Source organism: Rhizobium sp. H4 (assembly GCF_003013335.1).
Classification (GTDB): Bacteria; Pseudomonadota; Alphaproteobacteria; order Rhizobiales; family Rhizobiaceae; genus Rhizobium; species Rhizobium sophoriradicis.
Window position 1 is genome coordinate 213,603 of record NZ_PSOW01000002.1, and the last position, 20,678, is coordinate 234,280.

17 protein-coding genes and 2 pseudogenes are annotated in these 20,678 nt (G+C 61.7%); 12 read left to right on the forward strand and 7 right to left on the reverse strand.

What is annotated here, in order from left to right:
• Positions 1–93: 93 nt before the first annotated feature.
• Positions 94–1,548, reverse strand: coding sequence for a UdgX family uracil-DNA binding protein (locus tag C4N04_RS03775; protein WP_077991769.1), 1,455 nt, complete (start codon positions 1,546–1,548; stop codon positions 94–96).
• The gene (locus tag C4N04_RS03780) at positions 1,548–2,780 is read right to left on the reverse strand and encodes a putative DNA modification/repair radical SAM protein (RefSeq protein ID WP_077991768.1); all 1,233 of its coding nucleotides are present in this window, start codon (positions 2,778–2,780) and stop codon (positions 1,548–1,550) included. Before C4N04_RS03780 ends, C4N04_RS03775 begins: the two co-directional genes overlap by 1 nt.
• A gap of 252 nt (positions 2,781–3,032) precedes the next feature.
• Here C4N04_RS03780 and greA point away from each other — a divergent pair, with 252 nt between their 5' ends.
• Entirely contained in the window at positions 3,033–3,509 is a 477-nt protein-coding gene (gene greA, locus C4N04_RS03785) for a transcription elongation factor GreA (RefSeq protein WP_017965278.1), read from the forward strand.
• A 27-nt stretch (positions 3,510–3,536) separates the two neighbouring features.
• Complete coding sequence (locus C4N04_RS03790) at positions 3,537–4,595, forward strand: glycosyltransferase family 4 protein (RefSeq protein WP_106795460.1); 1,059 nt, start codon at positions 3,537–3,539, stop codon at positions 4,593–4,595.
• A 368-nt stretch (positions 4,596–4,963) separates the two neighbouring features.
• Here the strand turns inward: C4N04_RS03790 and C4N04_RS03795 are convergent, their stop codons facing one another.
• Positions 4,964–6,298, reverse strand: a complete 1,335-nt coding sequence (locus C4N04_RS03795) for a dicarboxylate/amino acid:cation symporter (RefSeq protein WP_096762360.1) — start codon at positions 6,296–6,298, stop codon at positions 4,964–4,966.
• Between the two features lie 224 nt (positions 6,299–6,522).
• Here C4N04_RS03795 and C4N04_RS03800 point away from each other — a divergent pair, with 224 nt between their 5' ends.
• The gene (locus tag C4N04_RS03800) at positions 6,523–8,397 is read left to right on the forward strand and encodes an ATP-binding protein (protein WP_077991760.1); all 1,875 of its coding nucleotides are present in this window, start codon (positions 6,523–6,525) and stop codon (positions 8,395–8,397) included.
• Positions 8,398–8,401: 4 nt separating this feature from the next.
• Entirely contained in the window at positions 8,402–9,748 is a 1,347-nt protein-coding gene (locus C4N04_RS03805) for a sigma-54 dependent transcriptional regulator (RefSeq protein WP_106795461.1), read from the forward strand.
• A gap of 1 nt (position 9,749) precedes the next feature.
• Here C4N04_RS03805 and C4N04_RS03810 read toward each other — a convergent pair whose 3' ends face one another.
• Positions 9,750–10,217, reverse strand: coding sequence for an Lrp/AsnC family transcriptional regulator (locus C4N04_RS03810; RefSeq protein ID WP_106795462.1), 468 nt, complete (start codon positions 10,215–10,217; stop codon positions 9,750–9,752).
• 231 nt (positions 10,218–10,448) lie between these two features.
• On the opposite strand from C4N04_RS03810, the gene trxB reads away from it, so the two are divergent.
• From trxB to C4N04_RS03835, 5 genes are all read left to right on the forward strand, one after another.
• Complete coding sequence (gene trxB / locus C4N04_RS03815) at positions 10,449–11,423, forward strand: thioredoxin-disulfide reductase (RefSeq protein ID WP_106795463.1); 975 nt, start codon at positions 10,449–10,451, stop codon at positions 11,421–11,423.
• A 22-nt stretch (positions 11,424–11,445) separates the two neighbouring features.
• Positions 11,446–12,342: a LysR family transcriptional regulator VtlR gene (locus tag C4N04_RS03820; protein WP_004671024.1), complete on the forward strand. Its 897-nt coding sequence runs from the start codon at positions 11,446–11,448 to the stop codon at positions 12,340–12,342.
• Between the two features lie 551 nt (positions 12,343–12,893).
• Positions 12,894–13,187 carry a metalloregulator ArsR/SmtB family transcription factor gene (locus tag C4N04_RS03825; protein WP_077991754.1) on the forward strand — a complete coding sequence of 98 codons (294 nt, stop codon included), beginning with the start codon at positions 12,894–12,896 and terminating at the stop codon, positions 13,185–13,187.
• A 125-nt stretch (positions 13,188–13,312) separates the two neighbouring features.
• Positions 13,313–14,437: an alkene reductase gene (locus tag C4N04_RS03830; RefSeq protein ID WP_106795464.1), complete on the forward strand. Its 1,125-nt coding sequence runs from the start codon at positions 13,313–13,315 to the stop codon at positions 14,435–14,437.
• A gap of 77 nt (positions 14,438–14,514) precedes the next feature.
• Complete coding sequence (locus tag C4N04_RS03835) at positions 14,515–15,315, forward strand: aminoglycoside phosphotransferase family protein (RefSeq protein ID WP_106795465.1); 801 nt, start codon at positions 14,515–14,517, stop codon at positions 15,313–15,315.
• An 85-nt stretch (positions 15,316–15,400) separates the two neighbouring features.
• Here the strand turns inward: C4N04_RS03835 and C4N04_RS03840 are convergent.
• Positions 15,401–16,441: pseudogene (locus tag C4N04_RS03840) on the reverse strand (NAD-dependent epimerase/dehydratase family protein).
• Positions 16,442–16,537: 96 nt separating this feature from the next.
• On the opposite strand from C4N04_RS03840, the pseudogene C4N04_RS03845 reads away from it, so the two are divergent.
• Together C4N04_RS03845 and C4N04_RS03850 are read left to right on the forward strand one after the other, a co-directional pair.
• Positions 16,538–17,439 (forward strand): annotated as a pseudogene (locus C4N04_RS03845) (LysR family transcriptional regulator).
• Between the two features lie 155 nt (positions 17,440–17,594).
• Positions 17,595–18,110 (forward strand): GrpB family protein, encoded by a 516-nt coding sequence (locus C4N04_RS03850; protein WP_106795466.1) that lies wholly within the window; start codon positions 17,595–17,597, stop codon positions 18,108–18,110.
• Positions 18,111–18,112: 2 nt separating this feature from the next.
• Here C4N04_RS03850 and C4N04_RS03855 read toward each other — a convergent pair whose 3' ends face one another.
• Positions 18,113–18,394, reverse strand: a complete 282-nt coding sequence (locus C4N04_RS03855) for a DUF2188 domain-containing protein (protein ID WP_077991748.1) — start codon at positions 18,392–18,394, stop codon at positions 18,113–18,115.
• Between the two features lie 231 nt (positions 18,395–18,625).
• Here C4N04_RS03855 and C4N04_RS03860 point away from each other — a divergent pair, with 231 nt between their 5' ends.
• Positions 18,626–19,723 carry a calcium:proton antiporter gene (locus C4N04_RS03860; protein ID WP_077991747.1) on the forward strand — a complete coding sequence of 366 codons (1,098 nt, stop codon included), beginning with the start codon at positions 18,626–18,628 and terminating at the stop codon, positions 19,721–19,723.
• A 72-nt stretch (positions 19,724–19,795) separates the two neighbouring features.
• Here C4N04_RS03860 and C4N04_RS03865 read toward each other — a convergent pair whose 3' ends face one another.
• The gene (locus C4N04_RS03865) at positions 19,796–20,665 is read right to left on the reverse strand and encodes a hypothetical protein (protein ID WP_009996310.1); all 870 of its coding nucleotides are present in this window, start codon (positions 20,663–20,665) and stop codon (positions 19,796–19,798) included.
• Between the last annotated feature and the right edge of the window lie 13 nt (positions 20,666–20,678).

Genomic DNA, 20,678 nt, shown 5'->3' on the forward strand with positions numbered 1-20,678 from the left:
GCAATTTCAGCAAAACCGCGCCGCGGTTTTGCATCCGGAACTGGAACAGCGACAGCGCCTTGAGCGCTGTCGCTGAGCTCAACCAGAATCAACTTATGCAGCTGCTTTCATAAGCCGTTGAATTTCCAACATATCCTCGCGAAAGCGCGCCATCTCCTCGGCCTTCAGCCGTTCGTCGGGAATGCGCAGCAGATAGGATGGATGCACCGTCACGAAGAGCGTGCGCCCTCCTTCGATCGCCATCGCCCTTCCTCTGACATCCTGCAAGCGGCCTTTCACATCGGTCAGCGCCGCAAGTGCCGTCGCCCCCATGGCGACGATCAGCTTCGGCTTGACCAGCGCCAATTCCAGATCGAGCCACCAGCGGCAATGCTTCACCTCACCCATATTGGGCTTCTGGTGGACGCGCCGCTTGCCGCGCGGCTCGTATTTGAAATGCTTGACGGCATTGGTGACGTAGAGCGTCGATCGGTCGATGCCCGCCTCCCCAATCACCTGATCGAAAAGCCTGCCCGCAGGGCCGACAAAAGGGCGCCCCGCAATATCCTCCTGATCGCCCGGCTGCTCGCCGACGAACATGACATCCGCATCGCGTGGCCCCTCCCCGAAGACCGTCTGCGTCGCATTGGCGTGAAGCGGACAGCGGGTGCAGACGGCAGCCTCGGCGCGCAGTGCTTCCAGTGTGCCTGCCGGAAGCTCGGGCTCGGCGGAAAGATTGCGCGCAGCCTGCTGCAGCCGGTCGTGAAAAGGCAATGATTGTGTTGCCTCCCTTGCCGCCATCTCCCGCACCTTGCTTTCGGCCGATGCAATCAAGCCAGGAATGAGATCGGCCTCCGGCAGGTTCTTCCAGTATTTCTTCGGCATCTCCGCCTGCATCGCCTTCACCTTCAACCGGGCCGGATTGAAGATATTGATATAGTAGGTGCGCCAGAGTTCATCGGTGGCATCGCTGAGATTGGGCTTCTCGCAAGGTTCGTCGCTGATCGTCAGCCGCTCGCCGTCCCAGGCGGCCGACCCCTTGGGCGTGGCGATCAGCCAGTCCATGTCGGTGAAACGTCGTTGGAAGAAGGGCGCCGTCCGCCGGACGATATGGTGGTCAGGCTCGAACCAGGCGATGAATTTTCGCCGCCTCGCGGAAACCGCGCCAACCTCCTTGAAGCGGACGAAGGCCGTCATCTTGTGTGCATCGCGATGCACGTTTTTCGCCATCAGCCGGGCGCGTACGACATCTTCGTCGGAGGTCACCTCGAGCAGCTGCCGGTCCAGCTGCAGCCGCCAAAGCAGGCGGTAAAGCAGCGAGAAGCGCGCCGGATCGGAGTGACAGAGAACTGTTTCTGCAAGCTCGATGAAGGCGGGCGGCACCGTCATCGGCTTGCGTGATGCTGCCGGCGCCGGCGGCATGGCGTCGCGTTGGAACGAAAGATCCGCCTCCGCGCTTCTTTCGCGCCAGTCGATCTCCTCAGGCACTATGCCGGCCGCCGCCAAGGCACGTGCGGCATCGCGCCATTCGCCAAGATCACCTCGTCCTGCAAGCACGACCCGGCGCATCACAGCAACGACAATTGTTGAGGCTGCGGCTCGAACATGGCGCGAAGGTCCGGCCTATCGATCAGCCGGCGGGGCGACCAGCCTTCCGCCGAGATGAAGGATTGGACCTTCTTGATCGAAACGCCGAGCCGAGAGAGATCGTCGAGCCGCAGGCGGCGAAAGCGGCGCGCCGAAACGATCGCCTTGACGGTCTTGGTGCCGAGACCGGGCACGCGCAGCAACCGTTCACGCTCGGCCTTGTTGATATCGACCGGAAATTCGCCTCGGTTGGCAAGCGCCCAGGCAAGTTTGGGGTCGAGGTTGAGATCGAGCATGCCGCCCGCCTGATTGGCGGTGATCTCGTCGATGCCGAAACCGTAGAAGCGGTAAAGCCAGTCTGCCTGGTAGAGCCGGTGCTCGCGCATCAGCGGCGGCTTGATCAGCGGCAGGTTTTTCGACGAATCCGGGATCGGGCTGAAGGCGGAATAATAGACGCGCTTGAGGCCGTAGCTGCTGTAAAGCCGGCCGCTGGTCGCAAGGATGGTCGCGTCACTCGCGCCGTCGGCGCCGACGATCATCTGCGTGCTCTGGCCGGCCGGGACGAAACGCTGGCGTTTCTTGCTTTTCAGCGTCGGTTCGCCGGCGGCCTCGATCTTCAGCCTCAGATCAGCCATCGATCGCCGGATATTGGCGGGCTTCTTTTCCGGCGCGAAGCGGCTGATGCCGTTATCCGTCGGCAGCTCGATGTTGAGCGACAGCCGGTCGGCATAAAGCCCCGCCTCCTCGATCAGCCGCGGCGACGCCTCGGGGATCGACTTCAGATGGATATAGCCACGAAAATTATGGGTCACCCGCAATTCGCGGACGATGCGGACCATCTCTTCCATCGTGTAATCGGACGAACGAATGATGCCGGAGGAAAGGAAGAGGCCTTCGATATAGTTACGGCGATAGAATTCCAGCGTCAGCCACATCACCTCTTCCGGCGTAAAACGCGCCCGTTCGACATTGCTCGACGAACGATTGACGCAATAGGCGCAGTCGTAGATGCAGAAATTCGTCAGCAGGATCTTCAGGAGCGAAATGCATCGACCATCCGGCGCATAGGCATGGCAGATTCCGGATCCCTCGGTTGAGCCGAGCCCGCCGCTTGTGCTCGAATCGCGTTTCACCGTGCTGCTGGAGGCGCAGGAAGCGTCATATTTCGCGGCATCGGACAGGATGGCCAAACGTTCGGCAAGCGACTTCTTCATTCCTATGTTCACTATATGTTCTAATATAAGAAGTCAATCCGGCGCCATCCCATCACTGCCCGATTTTCGGGCGCATCAGCTCATATCGCGGGGGTTGCGTTGCGTTTATGCGAATTTTCTGGAAATCGGCCTTGGCGATCTGCTATAAGCGCTTAACTAGGATTGTGGCACGGTTCCGAAGCTCCCCTTCGGGACCTGTTTTCTTTTGTGTTTGCGCCTGACGTGCCGATGCAAGGAGTGAAGGACAGAAAAATGGTTGAAAAGGTACCGATGACACAGGGTGGTTTCGTCAAGCTGCAGGAAGAACTGCGCTGGCGTCAGCAGGAGGAGCGCCCGCGAATCATCGAGGCGATCGCCGAAGCCCGTGCCCATGGCGACCTTTCCGAAAACGCCGAATATCACGCTGCCAAGGAAGCCCAGAGCCACAATGAAGGCCGCATCAGCGAGCTTGAAGACCTGACGGCGCGCGCCGAGGTCATCGACCTCACGAAGATGTCGGGCGACAAGATCAAGTTCGGCGCCAAGGTGAAGCTCGTCGACGAGGACACCGAGGAAGAAAAGACCTACCAGATCGTCGGCGACCAGGAAGCCGACGTCAAGGCCGGCCGCATCTCCATCTCCTCCCCGATCGCCCGTGCGCTGATCGGCAAGGAAGTCGGCGATTCCATCGAGGTCAACGCGCCCGGTGGCTCCAAGGCCTACGAAATCCTCCAGGTTTCCTGGGGCTGATCGCCCGCCACAAACGAGACCCCTCCCTTGCCTGATATGCGTGACGTCGAGATCATCGCGCCTAATTTCAAGCGCCGGCTCTCCGGCGTCACGTCGACCATCGTCCAGCTCATCCCATGCCAGATCCGGCTCGGCATCAGGATCGCGCCCCTCGGTCCGGGCCTGCCCGAGGACCTGCCGAAACTGAGATGGTCACAGCTCCCTGGTCTGTGGCGCAGGCCGGCACGCCGGCGCCAGCGCATCTGGCACGCCCGCCGCAACAATGAGATGGCCGTCGGCATCCTGCTCCGCCATCTCCTGCGCATGCCGCTGAAGCTCATCTTCACCTCCGCCGCGCAGCGTCGCCACACCGCCTACACGAAATGGCTGATCCGCCGCATGGATGCGGTGATCGCAACCAGCGATCGCTCCGGCTCCTTTCTCGAGGTGCCGCACACGGTCATCCAGCACGGCGTCGATCTGTCCCTGTTCCACCCGCCGGAAACGGCGGAGGACGCCATTGCCGCGACCGGTCTGCCCGGCCGCTACCTTGTCGGCTGCTTCGGTCGTGTGCGCCATCAGAAGGGCACCGATCTCTTCGTCAAGGCTATGATCGAACTCTTGCCGCAGCACCCCGAATGGACGGCCGTCGTCTCCGGCCGGGTGACGGCGGAGCACGTGGGCTTCGGCGACAAGCTCAAGGCCGATGTCGCTGCCGCCGGGCTCGCCGATCGCATCCTCTTCCTCGGCGAAGTGCCCGATATCAAGGTCTGGTATCGCCGCCTGACGCTCTATGTCGCCCCCTCCCGCAACGAGGGCTTCGGCCTGACGCCGCTCGAAGCCATGGCTTCGCGCACCGCGGTGGTGGCCTCGGACGCCGGCGCCTATTCCGAACTCATCGCCGAGGGCGAGACCGGCTCGGTCGTTGCCGCCGGCGACGGTGAGGCGCTGACGCGGGCAATCGCTCCCTATATCGCAGATCCGGCGCTGGCGATCGCCCATGGCGAGAATGCGCTGCGCCATGTCCGGGAAAATTTTGCGCTGGAGAAGGAAGCAACCGCGATCGGCGCCCTTTACGACCGCCTTCTCGGCGGCAATCGCGGCTGACGCGGAACGGGAAACGGTCCGCTGAAGCATGCTGCATCTGGTTATCAGACGTTTCTCAGCAAGCAGTCTAAAATCGTCGCCCTAAGAGATCGCCGCCTGCGCCTCATCCGGCTGCCGCCACCTTCTCCCCGTAATACGGGGCGAAGGGGGATAGATGCGACCTCCCCGTCCCTCTCCACCTCTCGCAGGGCACGTCCCCTCGCCCCGTTTTACGGGGAGAGGGCTATGGTGAGGGGCAACCATTCGCGGCAACCGAACAGGCGTGGCACAAGGCCGAGGATGACGATGAGTAGAGAACGAGCTTAATCAATAAGCAAACGACCCGTTGGATCACGGGCCGCTGCAAGATTATCGACGATCGGGCGGGTTTATTCGGCCGGCTGAAGTCCGCCTGCAGGAGCGCCCTCTTCTGTCTGGCCGCCGAGCGCTGCGGCAAGCTGCACCGTATCCAGCTCATTTTCCCAGCGCGCCACGACGATCGTCGCCACCGCATTGCCGACGAGGTTGGTCAGCGCCCGGCATTCCGACATGAAGCGGTCGATGCCGAGGATGAGCGCCATGCCGGCGACCGGCACGGACGGCACGACCGAGAGTGTGGCGGCAAGGGTGATGAAGCCGGCGCCGGTGATGCCGGCCGCACCCTTGGAGCTCAGCATCGCCACCAGCAGCAGCAGGATCTGGTCGCCCCAGGAGAGCTGGATGCCGGTTGCCTGGGCGATGAAAAGCGCCGCCAGCGTCATGTAGATATTGGTGCCGTCGAGATTGAAGGAATAGCCTGTGGGGATGACGAGGCCGACGACCGAGCGCTTGCAGCCGGCCTTTTCCATCTTGTTCATCAGGCCCGGAAGCGCGGCCTCAGAAGACGAGGTTCCGAGCACCAGCAGCAGCTCTTCCTTGATGTAACGCAGCAGCGCCAGGATCGAGAAGCCGTTATAGCGGGCGACGGCGCCGAGCACGACGAGAACGAAGAGCAGCGAGGTGATGTAGAAGGTGCCGATCAGCATGGCGAGATTGGCGATCGAACCGATGCCATACTTGCCGATGGTGAAGGCCATGGCGCCGAAGGCACCGATCGGGGCGGCCTTCATCAGGATGGCGACCAGCTTGAAGATCGGAGCCGTCAGGGCGTTGAGGATGTTGATGACCGGTTCGCCCTTTTCGCCGACCATGGCGAGCGCGATGCCGAAGAGCACCGAGAAGAACAGCACCTGCAGGATGTCGCCGTCGGCAAAGGCGCCGACGATCGTCGTCGGGATGATATTCGTGAGGAAGCCGACGATGCTCTGCTCATGCGCCTTCGTGGCAAAGGTGGCGACGGCGGCGGGATCCAGCGAAGCCGGATCGATGTTCATGCCGGCGCCTGGCTGGACGACATTGGCGACGACCATGCCGATGACGAGCGCCAGCGTCGAGAAGGTCAGGAAGTACAGCATCGCCTTGCCGGCAACGCGGCCGACCTTCTTCAGGTCGCTCATGCCGGCAATGCCGGTCGCCACCGTCAGGAAGATGACCGGAGCGATCACCATCTTCACGAGCTTGATGAAGGCATCGCCGAGCGGCTTCAGCTGGGTGCCGAGTTCGGGATAGAAATGGCCGAGCAGGATGCCTGCGGCGATAGCCGCGAGAACCTGCACGTAGAGATGGGAGTAGAAGGGCTTCTTGCCCTTGCTGTCTGCGACTGCATCGAGTGGTGCTGCGATCATGATGTCCTCCTAAAGGCTCGTCCGGAACGAACTCCGGCCTCCCGAGCCGTTCGCTTCAATCCAACAGCTCAGCCGTTGTTGCGCTGTTCTTCGCAATCGCCGTGCCAGTTTCGCGCCATCCGCCTAAATCATTGTATTTATGGCAATAAATTTTCTGGCGGGCCAGCCGCCTAACCCGCCAATGCGAAAACCCACACAAATCCATTTGCGTCTCGTGCGGAAAAATGCACAAATCCGCCATGTCCTTGTCAGTCTCGCAAAGGCTTTGGCCCTCTCTGCCCTTGCACCACCGCATTCGCCGGATGTGGTGGGCCTATGCGGTACTCGCTCTCTCAGCCGTCGCCGCAAGTCTCTTGGTGAGCGGCGAGGTCGGCCGGCGCCGGGCGGAAGCGGCCCTGGAGGAACAGGCCCGCACCGATGCGAGGATGAACGTGGCGCTGCTGCGCACCGTCCTCGAAAAATACCGGGCGCTGCCCTTCGTGCTGTCGCAAGATACCGCGCTCGCCGCGGCCCTGGCGGGACGCGACGCCGGCACGTTCGAGCAGTTGAGCCGGAAGCTTGAGACACTGGCCGCCGGTACGAAGGCTGCCGTCATCTATGTCATCGACAAGGATGGCATCGCGGTTTCGGCCAGCAACTGGCGCGAACCGACGAGCTTCGTCGGCAGCAACTATCGCTTCCGCGAGTATTTTCAGGGCGCCGTCGCTCAAGGGCAGGCCGAGCATTTCGCGCTCGGCACCGTCAGCAAGAAGCCCGGTCTTTATATTTCCGAGCGGATATCAGGCAGCGACGGTCTCCTGGGCGTCGTCGTCGTCAAGGTCGAATTCGACGATGTCGAGGCGGATTGGAATGCCTCGGGCGCCCCGTCCTACGTCATCGACGATCGCGGCATCGTCCTCATCACCAGCATTCCCTCCTGGCGGTTCATGACGATCGGCCGCATTGCCGAGGATCGGCTGACCGCGATCCGCGAGAGCCTTCAATTCGGTGACGCGCCGCTTCAGCCGTTGCCGCTCGATATCATCAGGCACCTTGGCGACGGGCTTGCTGTCGTTGAGATCGTCACGCCCGGCGGCGCCGGTAAGACCAGCTTTCTCAATGTCGGGATGCCTATCCCTGCGACCGGCTGGCACCTGCAGCATCTTGTTGCATTGGGACCGTCCGTCGATGCGGCGGTCCGCGAAACGCGCATGCTGGCGCTGCTCTTGCTTTTGCCGCTCCTGGCGGGCGCAGCCTTCCTCTTGCGCCGTCGCCAGACGATCACGCTGAGGATTTTCAGGGAGCAGCAGGCGCGCGAAGAACTGGAACAACGCGTGGCTGAGCGGACGCTGGATCTCAGCCAGGCGCGGGATCGGCTGCAGGCCGAGATCGCCGGTCATCGCAGCACCGAGCAGAAGCTCCAGGCGGTGCAGCAGGACCTGGTGCAGGCAAACCGGCTGGCGATCCTCGGCCAGGTTGCCGCCGGCGTCGCCCATGAGATCAACCAGCCGGTGGCGACCATCCGCGCCTATGCGGACAATGCCCGCACCTTCCTCGACCGCGGCCAGACGGCACCCGCCGGTGAAAATCTTCAGAACATCGCCGCACTGACGGAACGCATCGGCTCGATCACCGAGGAGCTGAAGACCTTCGCCCGCAAGGGCCGCGGCAGCGCCGAGCCGACAGGCTTGAAGGACGTCATCGAGGGGGCGGTGATGCTGTTGCGCAGCCGCTTTGCCGGCCGCATGGATACGCTCGACATCGCGCTGCCGCCGGCCGAGCTGCAGGTCATGGGCAGCAGGATCCGCCTCGAGCAGGTGCTGATCAACCTGCTTCAGAACGCGCTGGAGGCCGTAGCGCCGAAGGCCGAAGAGGGGCGCGTCGAGGTCAGGACATCGGCCGATGCGGAGACGGTGACGCTGACGGTTGCCGACAACGGCCCCGGCATTTCGCCCGAAATCCGCAAAGGCCTGTTCACGCCGTTCAACACCTCGAAGGAAAAAGGTCTCGGTCTCGGGCTCGTCATCTCCAAGGACATCGTCGGCGATTACGGCGGCCGGATGGAAGTTGAGAGCGATGGCGAGGGAAGCCGGTTCATCGTTCATCTGAGGAAGGCTTGAGATCATGGACATGGCCATACCCGTTGCTTTGATCGACGATGACGGCGATCTGCGCCGCGCCACGGCCCAGACGCTGGAGCTCGCCGGCTTCTTCGTTTCCGCCTATGACGGTGCCAAAGCAGCGCTGGCCGACCTGCCGGCCGACTTCGCCGGCCCCGTCGTCACCGATATCCGCATGCCCGAGATCGACGGGCTGCAGCTGTTCGCCACGCTCAAAGACCTGGATGCCGACCTGCCCGTCATCCTGATGACTGGCCACGGCGATATCCCGATGGCCGTCCAGGCCATCCAGGACGGCGCCTATGATTTCATCGCCAAACCCTTCCCGGCCAACCGGCTCGTCCAGAGCGTGCGCCGCGCCAGCGAAAAACGTCGGCTCGTTCTGGAAAACCGCATGCTGCGCAAGGCTGCCGACGACGCGCAGGAGACTTTGCCGCTGATCGGCCAGACGCCCGTCATGGACAATCTCAGGAAGATCCTTCGCCACATCGCCGATACCGATGTCGACGTGCTGGTCGCCGGCGAAACCGGCAGCGGCAAGGAAGTGGTCGCCCAGATCCTGCATCAGTGGAGCCATCGCCGGAAGGGCAATTTCGTGGCGCTGAACTGCGGGGCGCTGCCCGAAACCGTCATCGAAAGCGAGCTGTTCGGTCACGAGGCCGGCGCCTTTACCGGCGCCCAGAAGCGCCGCACCGGCCGCATCGAACATGCAAGCGGCGGCACGCTCTTCCTCGACGAGATCGAGAGCATGCCTGTCGCCACGCAGGTCAAGATGCTGAGGGTGCTGGAGATGCGCGAAATCACCCCGCTCGGCACCAACGAGGTGCGCCCGGTCGACCTGCGCGTCGTCGCGGCCGCCAAGATCGACCTTGGCGACCCCGAGGTGCGCGGCGATTTTCGCGAGGACCTCTATTACAGGCTGAATGTCGTGACGATTTCCATTCCGCCGCTGAGGGAACGTCGCGACGATATTCCGCTGCTCTTTTCCCACTTTGCCGCCCGCGCCGCCGAGCGCTTCCGCCGCGATGTGCCGCAGCTTTCGGAGGCGGTTCGCCGCCACCTCGCCTCGCATCCATGGCCCGGCAACGTCCGCGAACTCTCCCATTATGCCGAACGCGTGGTGCTCGGCGTCGAAGGCGGCGGAGCGCCATCCCTTCCCCTGCAGCCGACCGGCGGCACACTGCCCGAGCGGCTGGAACGCTACGAGGCCGAGATCATCCGCGACGCGCTCGCGGCCAGTGACGGCGACGTGCGCCGCACCATCGAGGCGCTCGGCATCCCGAGAAAGACGTTCTACGACAAGCTCCAGCGCCACGGCATCAACCGCGGCGGTTATGCCTCGCGCAAATAGCTCAGACTTCCACCAGCCCGAGCTTCTTCACCTGCCGGATCGTCAGCATCGTGCGCACGGTATCGACATGTTCGTTCGCCGTCAGCACCTCGATGACGAAATCCTGGAAGTGGGTCAGGTTTTCCGCCACGCAGTGCAGCAGGAAATCGCTGTCGCCCGAAACCATCCAGGCTTGGCGCACCAGCGGCCATTGGGTGGTGGCGGCGGCGAAGGCCTTGAGATTGCCTTCCGACTGATGCTTGAGCCCGACCATGCAGAAGGCGACCAGATCGAAGCCGAGCTTCGGGCTGTTCAGCATGGCGTGATAGCCTTCGATGATGCCGGCTTCCTCGAGCTTGCGCACCCGGCGCAGGCAGGGCGGCGCCGAAATACCGACGCGATCGGCGAGCTCGACATTGGTCATGCGGCCGTCGGCCTGCAGCTCGCGGAGGATCTTTATGTCGATGACGTCGAGCTCGGTGCGACCCACATCATGGCCTTTCTTTAATTCTCCGCGGCGAGCTTCTATATAAAGCCGCGGAATACGCAAGAAAGTTTCACGCCGATGACGGATTCTTGCACAGCAGGGTGATTTGCCTTGTTGGTAACGCAAGGCTGCCCTTGAATAAAAGCATTGGTCGTTCATAAATGGCGCATGGACCGCGAAACGGCCGCATTCGCTATTTAGCCGCCGCCCTCCTGCCAGTCGAAAGGAAATGACATGCCCGCCCGCCACACCAAGGTGCTCATCATCGGTTCCGGACCCGCGGGCTATACCGCCGCGGTCTATGCCGCGCGCGCCATGCTGAAACCGGTTTTGATCGCCGGTCTCGAACAGGGCGGTCAGCTGATGATCACCACCGACGTCGAGAACTATCCGGGCTTTGCCGATCCGATCCAGGGCCCCTGGCTGATGGAGCAGATGCTTCAGCAGGCAAAACATGTCGGCGCCGAGATCGTCAACGACCTGGTGACCGAAGTTGACATGAACCAGCGGCCCTTCGTCGCCCGCACCGACAGCGGCCAGGTCTGGACCGCCGATACGCTGATCATCGCCACCGGCGCCAAGGCCAAGTGGCTCGGCATCGAAAGCGAACAGCATTTCCAGGGCTTCGGTGTTTCAGCCTGCGCCACCTGCGACGGCTTCTTCTATCGCAACAAGGACGTGATCGTCGTCGGCGGCGGCAACAGCGCCGTCGAAGAGGCACTCTATCTCTCCAACATCGCCAAGTCGGTAACGGTCGTCCACCGTCGCGACTCGTTCCGCGCCGAGAAGATCCTGCAGGAACGCCTGTTCGCCAAGGAAAACGTCAAGGTGCTGTGGAACTCGGAAGTGGCCGAAATAACAGGCACGCCGGCCAAGCCCCCGATGCCGCAATCCGTCACCGGCGCGCGCCTGCGCGATGTCAGAACCGGCGCGATCAAAGAAATGCCGGTCGACGGCGTCTTCGTCGCGATCGGCCATGCGCCGGCAACCGAACTTTTCAAGGACAAGCTGAAGCTGAAAGACAACGGCTATCTCTGGACCGCGCCGGATTCGACCGCGACCAGCCTCGAGGGTGTCTATGCCGCCGGCGACGTGACCGACGACACCTTCCGCCAGGCCGTCACCGCCGCCGGGATGGGCTGCATGGCAGCGCTCGAAGCCGAGCGATATCTGACGGGCCACATGCCCGTCGCCGTGGCCGCGGAGTAAGATCGGCATGAGAGGCGGGGGAATGCCACTGGATTGGGACAAGCTGCGTATTTTCCACGCAGCTGCCGAGGCGGGCTCGTTTACGCACGCAGCCGATAAGCTGCATCTGTCCCAATCCGCCATCAGCCGCCAGGTGAGCGCGCTGGAGCAGGATGTAGGCACCAAGCTGTTTCACCGCCATGCGCGCGGCCTGATCCTGACGGAACAGGGGGAACTGCTGTACCGCACCGCCCATGACGTGCTGCTGAAGCTCGAAACCGTGAAGATGCAGCTCACCGAGACGACCGAGACGCCGTCCGGCAAGCTGCGTGTGACGACGACGGTCGGCCTCGGCCAGGGCTGGCTGACCGACAAGATCCAGGAATTCCTGCAGCTTTATCCCGATGTGCAGATCCAGCTGATCCTCGACAATGAGGAAGTGGATGTGAACATGCGCCATGCCGACTGCGCAATCCGCCTGCGTCAGCCGCAGCAGTCCGACCTCATCCAACGCAAACTCTTCACCGTGCACATGCACGTCTATGCCGCTCCCTCCTACATCAACCGCCATGGCGAGCCGCAGAAGATCGAGGATCTCGACAACCACCGCATCATCACCTTCGGCGAGCCGGCGCCGAGCTACCTGCTCGATGTCAACTGGCTCGAGGTCGCCGGCCGCTCGTCCGACAACAAGCGGATCCCGCATCTGCAGATCAACAGCCAGACCTCGATCAAGCGCGCCTGTCTCCTCGGCATCGGCGTCGCCTGCCTTCCGGATTACATCGTCGGACGCGATCCTGGCCTGATTCAGCTGGCGATCAACGCCGATGTTCCCTCCTTCGACACCTATTTCTGCTATCCCGACGAAATCAAGAACGCCGCCAAGCTGAAGGCTTTCCGCGATTTCATTGTCAGCAAGGCCAGAAACTGGAATTTTTAATCAAATTTATGGATTGTTTTCCATACTATGCATGGGACGCATGACTGGCATGCACAAATGTGGGTTGCCGTTTGCCCATTAAACCACCATATCGCACATAGCTGATGCACATGGTGGCTTTTCCTCCCAGTTCCACCGCATTAGCTGTTCCCCTCTGGAGGTTTTTGACCTTCACAATTATAAGGGCCCTGGTTTTCCAGCGGCCCTCTTTTTTTGCCTTAGCTTACCCAGGTATGCCGCACCGCAAAAAAATTGTGCGGTGCATAGCAGGCATGCACAAAAAAGCATTGAAACCTGCCTAAGGAAGCACCATATCCCTTTCAGCTGATGCATTTCGTGGTTTCTCTCCCAGTACCACCGCATTAGCTGTTCCCCTCTGGAGGTTATTGACCTTCACAACTTATAAGGGCCCTGGTTTCCGGTGGCCCTCTTTTTTTGCTCAAAATTTGCGCACACGCGGGAGGCTGCCGCCTCACGCCTCCGTGATTTGCATATCGACGAGCATCGATCCATATATCGAGAAAATACGATTTATGGATCGACAAACGGCGATGGACAGAGACGAGATCATCAAGGCGCTCGCGCATCCCACCCGGATGGCCATTCTGAACTGGCTGAAAAATCCGGAGGAACATTTCCTCACGCAGCAGCATCCTTTCGAAATGGGGGTCTGCGCCAGCCAATTCGAACGATGCGGCCTGTCGCAGTCGACGGTTTCGGCCCATCTCGGGACACTGCACCGCGCCGGTCTCGTCACCACCAAACGCGTGGGACAATGGATCTTCTACAAGCGCAACGAAGACACGATCGCAGCCTTCCTCAAGCAGCTCACGCAGGACCTTTAAAATCTCCGCCGCAGCCTGATGGCCCCGATCGGCCTTGCCGCAGCGGCGCTCGACCATCTCTCCGCCTGGGGCCGGGCCGCCCTTGCCCCCGCCGAGTGATCCCTCCCGCAAAAGAAAGGACCATCATGGCCAAGCTTTTCGAACCCACCAAGGTTGGCGACATCACCGTCAAGAACCGCATCGTCATGGCGCCGCTCACTCGCAACCGCTCGCCGGGCGCGATCCCAAACGACCTCAACGTCGAATATTACCGCCAGCGCGCCACGGCAGGACTGATCATCACCGAAGCGACTGCGATCACCCATCAAGGCCAGGGTTATGCCGACGTGCCCGGTCTTTATAGCAAGGCAGCGCTCGAAGGCTGGAAGCGTGTGACCGACGCCGTTCACGCCGCCGGCGGCAAGATCGTCGTACAGATGTGGCATGTCGGCCGCATTTCGCACACGACGCTGCAGCCGAATGGCGGCAAGCCGGTCTCTTCGACCAATCGCGTCGCCAAGGCCAAGACCTATCTGGTCAACGCCGACGGCAGCGGCAGCTTCGCCGACACCTCCGAGCCGCGCGCGCTCGAAACCTCCGAAATCCCTGGCATCGTCGAGGATTACCGCAAGGCTGCCCGCGCCGCCATCGACGCCGGCTTTGACGGTGTCGAAATCCATGGCGCCAACGGCTATCTGCTCGACCAGTTCATTCGTGACGGCGTCAATGACCGCACCGACCAATATGGCGGCTCGATCGAGAACCGCACGCGCCTCGCCTTCGAAGTCGTGGATGCCGTCGTCAGCGAAGTCGGTGCCGGCCGCACCGCGATCCGCATTTCACCGGTGACGCCGTCGGGCGAAAGCTACGATTCCAATCCGCAGGCCACCTTCGCCCATGTCGTCGAGGGACTGGCCAAATACGACCTCGCTTATATCCACGTCATCGAAGGCCAGACGGGCGGCGACCGTGATTACAAGCAGGGCGACAATCCTCCCTTCGATTACAAGGCACTGCGCCGTACCTATGAAAAGGCCGGTGGCAAGGCCAACTGGATGGTCAATAACGGCTATGACCGCGACCTGGCGGTCGATGCCGTCGAAAGCGGCCGCGCCGATCTCGTCGCCTTCGGCAAGCCCTTCATCGCCAATCCCGACCTCGTCGAACGGCTGGCGAATAATCTGCCGCTCAACACGCCCGACCAGTCGACCTTCTATGGCGGCACTGCCAAGGGCTATGTCGACTACCCCACTCTCGAAAAGGTCGCGTGAGTCTTCACGCTACGAGTTGCAAAATCTCGCCGGAAGGCGGGATTTCCTTTTGCAACGCATCTTTCTAGGGTGTCGCCATGTTCGCTCCCTATCTCGAACGCTGGTCGCTGATATCAGACGGCGAGCCCATCATCACCCATTCGAGCCGTCTGCTGCCGGTCCTCTGGCAGGACAGGCCCGCCATGCTGAAAGTGGCTGCCGATATCGACGAACGATACGGCGCACTGCTGATGCAATGGTGGGACGGCGACGGCGCGGCCTATGTCTATGCCCATGAGGGCGACGCGGTGCTACTGGAAAGAGCAATGGGAAAACGCTCGCTGCTTTCCATGGCGATGAATGGCGAAGACGACGAGGCCAGCCGTATCCTCTGCCGGACGGCCGCAAGGCTGCATGCGCCGCGCCCAAAGCCGCTTCCCGATCCGATACCCCTCACCCGCTGGTTCCGTGAACTGGAACCGACGGCCGATAAAGTTGGCGGCACATTTGCCGATTGCTCGACGGTCGCCAACGCCCTTCTTTCCGATCCGCGCGAAGTCACCATCCTCCACGGCGACATTCACCACGGCAATATTCTCGATTTCGAGACACGCGGCTGGCTGGCGATCGATCCGAAGCGCCTTCATGGCGAACGCGGCTTCGATTTCGCCAATATCTTTGCCAACGAGGAGCTGCCTGTTATCACCGATCCCAGCCGTTTCCGCCGCCAGCTCGCCGTCGTCTCGGTGGAAGCGAGGCTCGAGCCGAAGCGGCTTTTGCAATGGATCGCCGCCTATTCCGGACTTTCGGCCGCCTGGTTCCTCGGAGACGCAAACACGCCTCAGGTCGAGACGGCTCTGACGGTCGCCCGGCTCGCCCTTTCCGAACTTGCGGCTTAATGCATGTCGCCCGGAAGTGTGGAGCGGTTCCGGGATAACGACATGCATAAAAACAAAGAGCTATAGCGCGTTGCGTGAATCAAATTTAACGCAACGCGCTATAACGTCCGCCCTGCAGTGAATGCCCGATAACGGCGGACGCTGTCTGACGATGCTGCGGTTCGGACAGGCAGCCGAGCGCCACGAGCGTCGCCTTGACGGCTTCGTCGATCGGTGTGCGCGGCTCGTTTCCGAGTTCAGCCGTCAGTCTGCTGTTCGACATCCGCAACGGCACCTTCCACAGATAGCGCATCTCGTTGATCTCCCGCATCAAGGGAAGGAAGGGCGCGGCGAGCGGCACGATCCACCAAGGAAAACGTCCGATCTTCGCCTTGCCGCCGGCAACGCGCCTGATCACTTCTGCCATCTGCATGCCGTCGGCATCCCAGAAGCCGTCCATATGATAGACGGCAAAGGACGGCAGCCGATCGGCCCGTTCGATGAGCTGCACCATGGTTTCCGCCATGTCGGGCAAGTAGGTCCACTGATGACCAACGCCGCGCCGTCCGGGGTTTTTGATCGTGCCGACCGGCTTGCCCGGCGTCACCAGGCCGGACGAGAACCAGCTGTTGGCAGTGGCTCCCGGGCCGAAGAAATCACCGGCGCGGACGATGATGGCGCCGATGCCGGCTTGCGCCGCCGTCTTCAGCCGTTCCTCCATCTCGACCCGGATCGCACCTTTCCTGGTCACCGGATGCTGCGGGCTCTGCTCCGTCGGCATCGGCAGGGCATCGGGACCGAAATTATAGACGTTTCCGGGCAGCACGATGCGCGCGCCGACAGCGCGGGCAGCGGCAATGGTATTGTCGAGCATCGGCAGCACCAGCTTGTCCCAGTCGCGGTAGCCCGGCGGATTGACGGCATGGACAATCAGCCCGACGCCTTCGGCCGCCTTCTGGACGTCGCCGGCATTCATCGCATCGCCCTGCACCCATTCGAATGCCGGCTATTTTCCCATCGCCCGTTCCGCATCACGGTTCAGCGCGCGGATCCGCCAGCCGCGCCCCAGCAGTTTTCGCCCAACCGCGCCGCCAATCCCACCGGTCGCGCCGAGAACAAGGGCGGTCATTTTCGTCTCTCTGCTCATCACATGCATCTCCTTCGATCGCATGAAATGAATATGCTCCCGCCCTCACATAAACGAAATTGACGAAATCAGTAGATCAGATATACAAACATATATATGGACTCCGAACCAAGCTGGGATTTCTATCGCAGTTTCCTCACCGTGCTCCAGCACGGATCGCTTTCGGCCGCCGCCCGCGAACTGGGGTTGACGCAACCGACCATAGGCCGCCATGTCGATGCCTTAGAACTGGCGATCGGCGCCGAGCTCTCACCCGATCGCCGAACGGTCTGCTGCCGACCGACGCAGCACTGGCGCTCGAGCCCTATGCCGAGACGCTGGCGGCAACCACCGCCGCGCTGTTGCGGACCGCATCCAGCCAACGCGAGCGCGTCGCCGGAACGATCAGGATCAGCGCCAGCGAGGTCATCGCCGTCGAAGTGCTGCCTGCGATTCTCGGGCCGTTACAGGACGCCCATCCCGAGCTGCAGATCGAACTCTCGGCTTCCGATGCGATCGAGGATCTGGTGAACCGCGAGGCCGACATTGCCGTGCGCATGGCCGAACCGCAGCAGGATGCGCTCGTCGTGCGCCGCATCGGCGATATTCCGCTCGGCTTCCATGCCCATCGCCGCTATCTCGAACGATATGGCATTCCGCAAAGCGTGGCTGACCTCGCACATCATCGGCTTATCGGCTTTGACCGGCAGACGGCCTATGTCCGCCTGGTGATGAAGCGCTATCCGGTGCCCGATGGGATCAAATTCGCCTACAGGACCGACAGCAACCTCGCCCAGCTTGCCGCAATCCGCGCCGGTGTCGGCATCGGCCTCTGCCAGATCGGGCTTGCACGGGAGAATGCTGATCTCGTGCATCTCCTGGCCGATGCTTTCAACATCCCGCTCGGCACCTGGGTTGCGATGCATGAGAGCCTGAAATCCTCGCCGCGCTGCCGCGTCACTTTCGACGCGCTGGTCAACGGCCTGCAGGATTACCACCGGTATTCGACCAGCGGATAGTCACAAATCGGAATCGATTTCCGAAAAGAATCATGCACAATTGAATAAATCCGGCGCCTCTCCGCCGGCTCACTATTACGCTTACCCTTGTTTTTCCTGCAATTCCCGGCACCAGCCGCATCACATTTTGCTGACATTGCTCCAACAGGATAAAGATGACACCTCACAATCCGGTTGAACTCGTGCCTTACGATCCGCAATGGCCGGCGCACTTCCGGCGCATCCGCGGCCGGCTGCTCACCTGGCTGCCGCAGGCGCTCTCCATCGATCATATCGGCAGCACGTCGATAGCGGGCATGATCGCCAAGCCTCTCATCGATATCGACATCGTTCTTCCCGGCCTCGAGCATATCGCCGATGCCACAGCGGTGCTTCTGGCGGAAGGCTATGAACCGCGCGGCAATCGCTATGACGACGAGGTCTGGGCATTTTTATCGAGAGGTTCGCTACCGGCGGAACGGGTCTACCTTTGCCCGGCCGGCAACGGCACACATCGAAACAGGCTGGCTTTCCGGGATTATCTCATCGCGCATCCGACGTCGGCGAGCGAGTATGCCGCGCTCAAGCGCAGACTGGCAGCCGAGTTCAGGACCGACGGCGATCGCTATACCGCGCAGAAGCGTGAATTTGTCGACACGATCGTTGCGCGGGCATTGAAGGGCAATGCTTAGCGTCACGCGCCGTGCGGGGCCCCGGCCCCGCGATCCTGCCACAGGCCGTCCACCACTTCCGTTTCCGGCCGGTCTCCGCCTTCGGCGTATTCCTCATGCCACTTGCCGTTTTCGTCCTGCCAGCTGATCTCGGCGGAATCGCCGCCGACCTGCTGTTCGGCCGCGACGATGCGCGCAGCCTCGAGCGCCTCGGCATGGCTCGGGAATGCTTCGGAATAGACGCCTCCCAGTCTGTAGGCCCAGCCGCCGTCATGCGGCACGACTTCGTAGACCACCTTGACCATGCATCCGTCTCCTCATCTTTATGTTGCGCATTCGCACGCCTCCGGACAGGATCCGGATCATCGCGGCCGCTTGACGAGAATACGAGGACGCCGCGATCTGCTTTCCGGCCCCGATGGCGTTCAGTATTCCATTAAACGCCGAAGACTGCAAATAGCAGAGTGCGGTGGCGTGCTTCCCATCCTGAATCAGTGACTTAGTTAAGAGGCATGAATCGCAACGGGAGCTTTGATTTGGGCATCGCTTCACGCTTTAGAGCGGAAAAATATCTCGTCGCCGCGCTTGCCGCCGCGATGATCGCGTATCTCCTTGAACACGCAGTGATCGAAATGGGACGCGGTGTCGCGCTGCTCGCCGCGGCGGCCTTGGTCGGCACCATCGTGCTTGCCTCGATCCGCGTCGCCCATCACGCCGAACTGCTCGCCGTCAAGGTCGGCGATCCCTACGGCACGATGATCCTGACACTTTCGGCCCTCGCCGTCGAAGTCCTCATCCTCGCCATCATGATGACCGGCGAGAGTTCTCCGACGCTGGTGCGCGACACGATCTATTCGGCCCTGATGCTCGACATCAACGGCATTCTCGGCCTCGCCGCCCTGCTCGGCGGCCTCAAACACGGCGAGCAGCCCTATAACGACAATTCGGGGAAAACCTACGGCGTGATGATCCTCACCGCCATGGGCATTTCCATGATTGTGCCGGAATTCGTGCCGAGCGATAAGTGGCACTATTATTCCGCCTTCACCATCGTCGCGATGATCGCGCTTTACGGCCTCTTCCTGCGCATGCAGGTCGGGCAGCACAGCTATTTCTTCAGTTACAGCTATCCGCGCTCCGAGCGGAAGAAGGAAAGTCACGACGAACGCGACACCGAGGAGTCGGCGGCGGTCTCGATCGTGAGCATCCTCGCAGGCATAGTCATCATCGGTGTGCTCGCGGAGTTCATGTCGGCTTTCATGGCTGAGGGCCTGCGCGACAGCGGAGCCCCGATCGCCGTCACCGCCGTCGTCGTCGCGGCAATTTCGGCCGCACCCGAGATCCTGACCGCCTTGAGAGCGGCGTTGAGAAACCGGATGCAGGCGACGGTCAATATCGCCATGGGCGCCTCGCTGTCGACGGTGATCCTGACGGTGCCCGCCATGGAGGCGATCGCGCTCTATACCGGCCAGCCCCTCATCATGGCGATGACTCCGGTGCAGACGGTGATGGTCGCGATCACACTGATTGCCGCGGCAATCAATCTCAACGATGGCGAGACCAACGCCATCGAGGGTATGACGCATTTCATCCTCTTTTCCACCTTCGTCATGCTGACGGCGCTGGGGCTTTGAAGACGGCGCGGAGATTGATCGCCGAAGAAACTCGTTCGGCAGGTCACGCCCTCCGACGAGAACCGGCGGCAATCATTTCTTCGTTTTTTCGAGGTAGCGCTCTTTGCGGGTTTTCGGCTTGAAGCGCCGGAAGAAGTTTTCGATGGCGCGAATGGATTTGGTGACCGACATCAGCCTGTCGATCTGGCCGTTCGCATTGTGCAGGCGCTCGGACAAGACTTCAGCCGCCGTCATCGCGATCTCGATCGGCGGGACGTTAGGAAACCTTTTGCCGAGCGCCGAATAGGGGCTGGCATCGACTCCGCCCAACATCGAGATCGAGCCCATCCTGGCAAAGAGGCGCAGGAAGATCTGTTCGAACGTCCAATCGTGCACGTCGAAGACCTTCCACTTCTCGCTTCTCTTGGCCGAAAAGCCGGCAAGCAGGATCTTGCCCGGCAGTTGCAGGTCGGCGAGCCAGAGCGCCATCGCGAAGCCGCTGGTGGCGATTTTGCCCTGGGGATAGAGATCGCCAAGCATTTGCGTCAGATCGAGGTGGCGAGCCTTGGCGCCGTTGAAGCGGCTTTCCTCGCTGAAATTTTCCTCCGGGGAGACGCGGATATTGATGACACCCAGGAAATCATCGCCGGCAAAGAAGTGCAGGACATCGCCCACTTCCCGCCGGTGGACGATATTGGCGCCCATCACGCCGCTGCGGGCAACCAGCACCGCATGTCCGGCGAAGGGCTCGTCGAGCACCTTGTAGACATTGTTGAAGAAGACGTAGAGCGCGGTCTCCGGCAGCTCGCTTCTGAGCCGTTCGAAATCGACCGCTTCGCTGTTTGCCACCAGCACGATGTGGGAATAGCGCGACAGCAGCGCCTTCCACGCTTCCGGTGTCAAGAGATTCATCCCGCCATCTTCGGCGGCCGTAGTCCTGATATCGCTCGGAATTGATTCCATCGGCTCACATGCA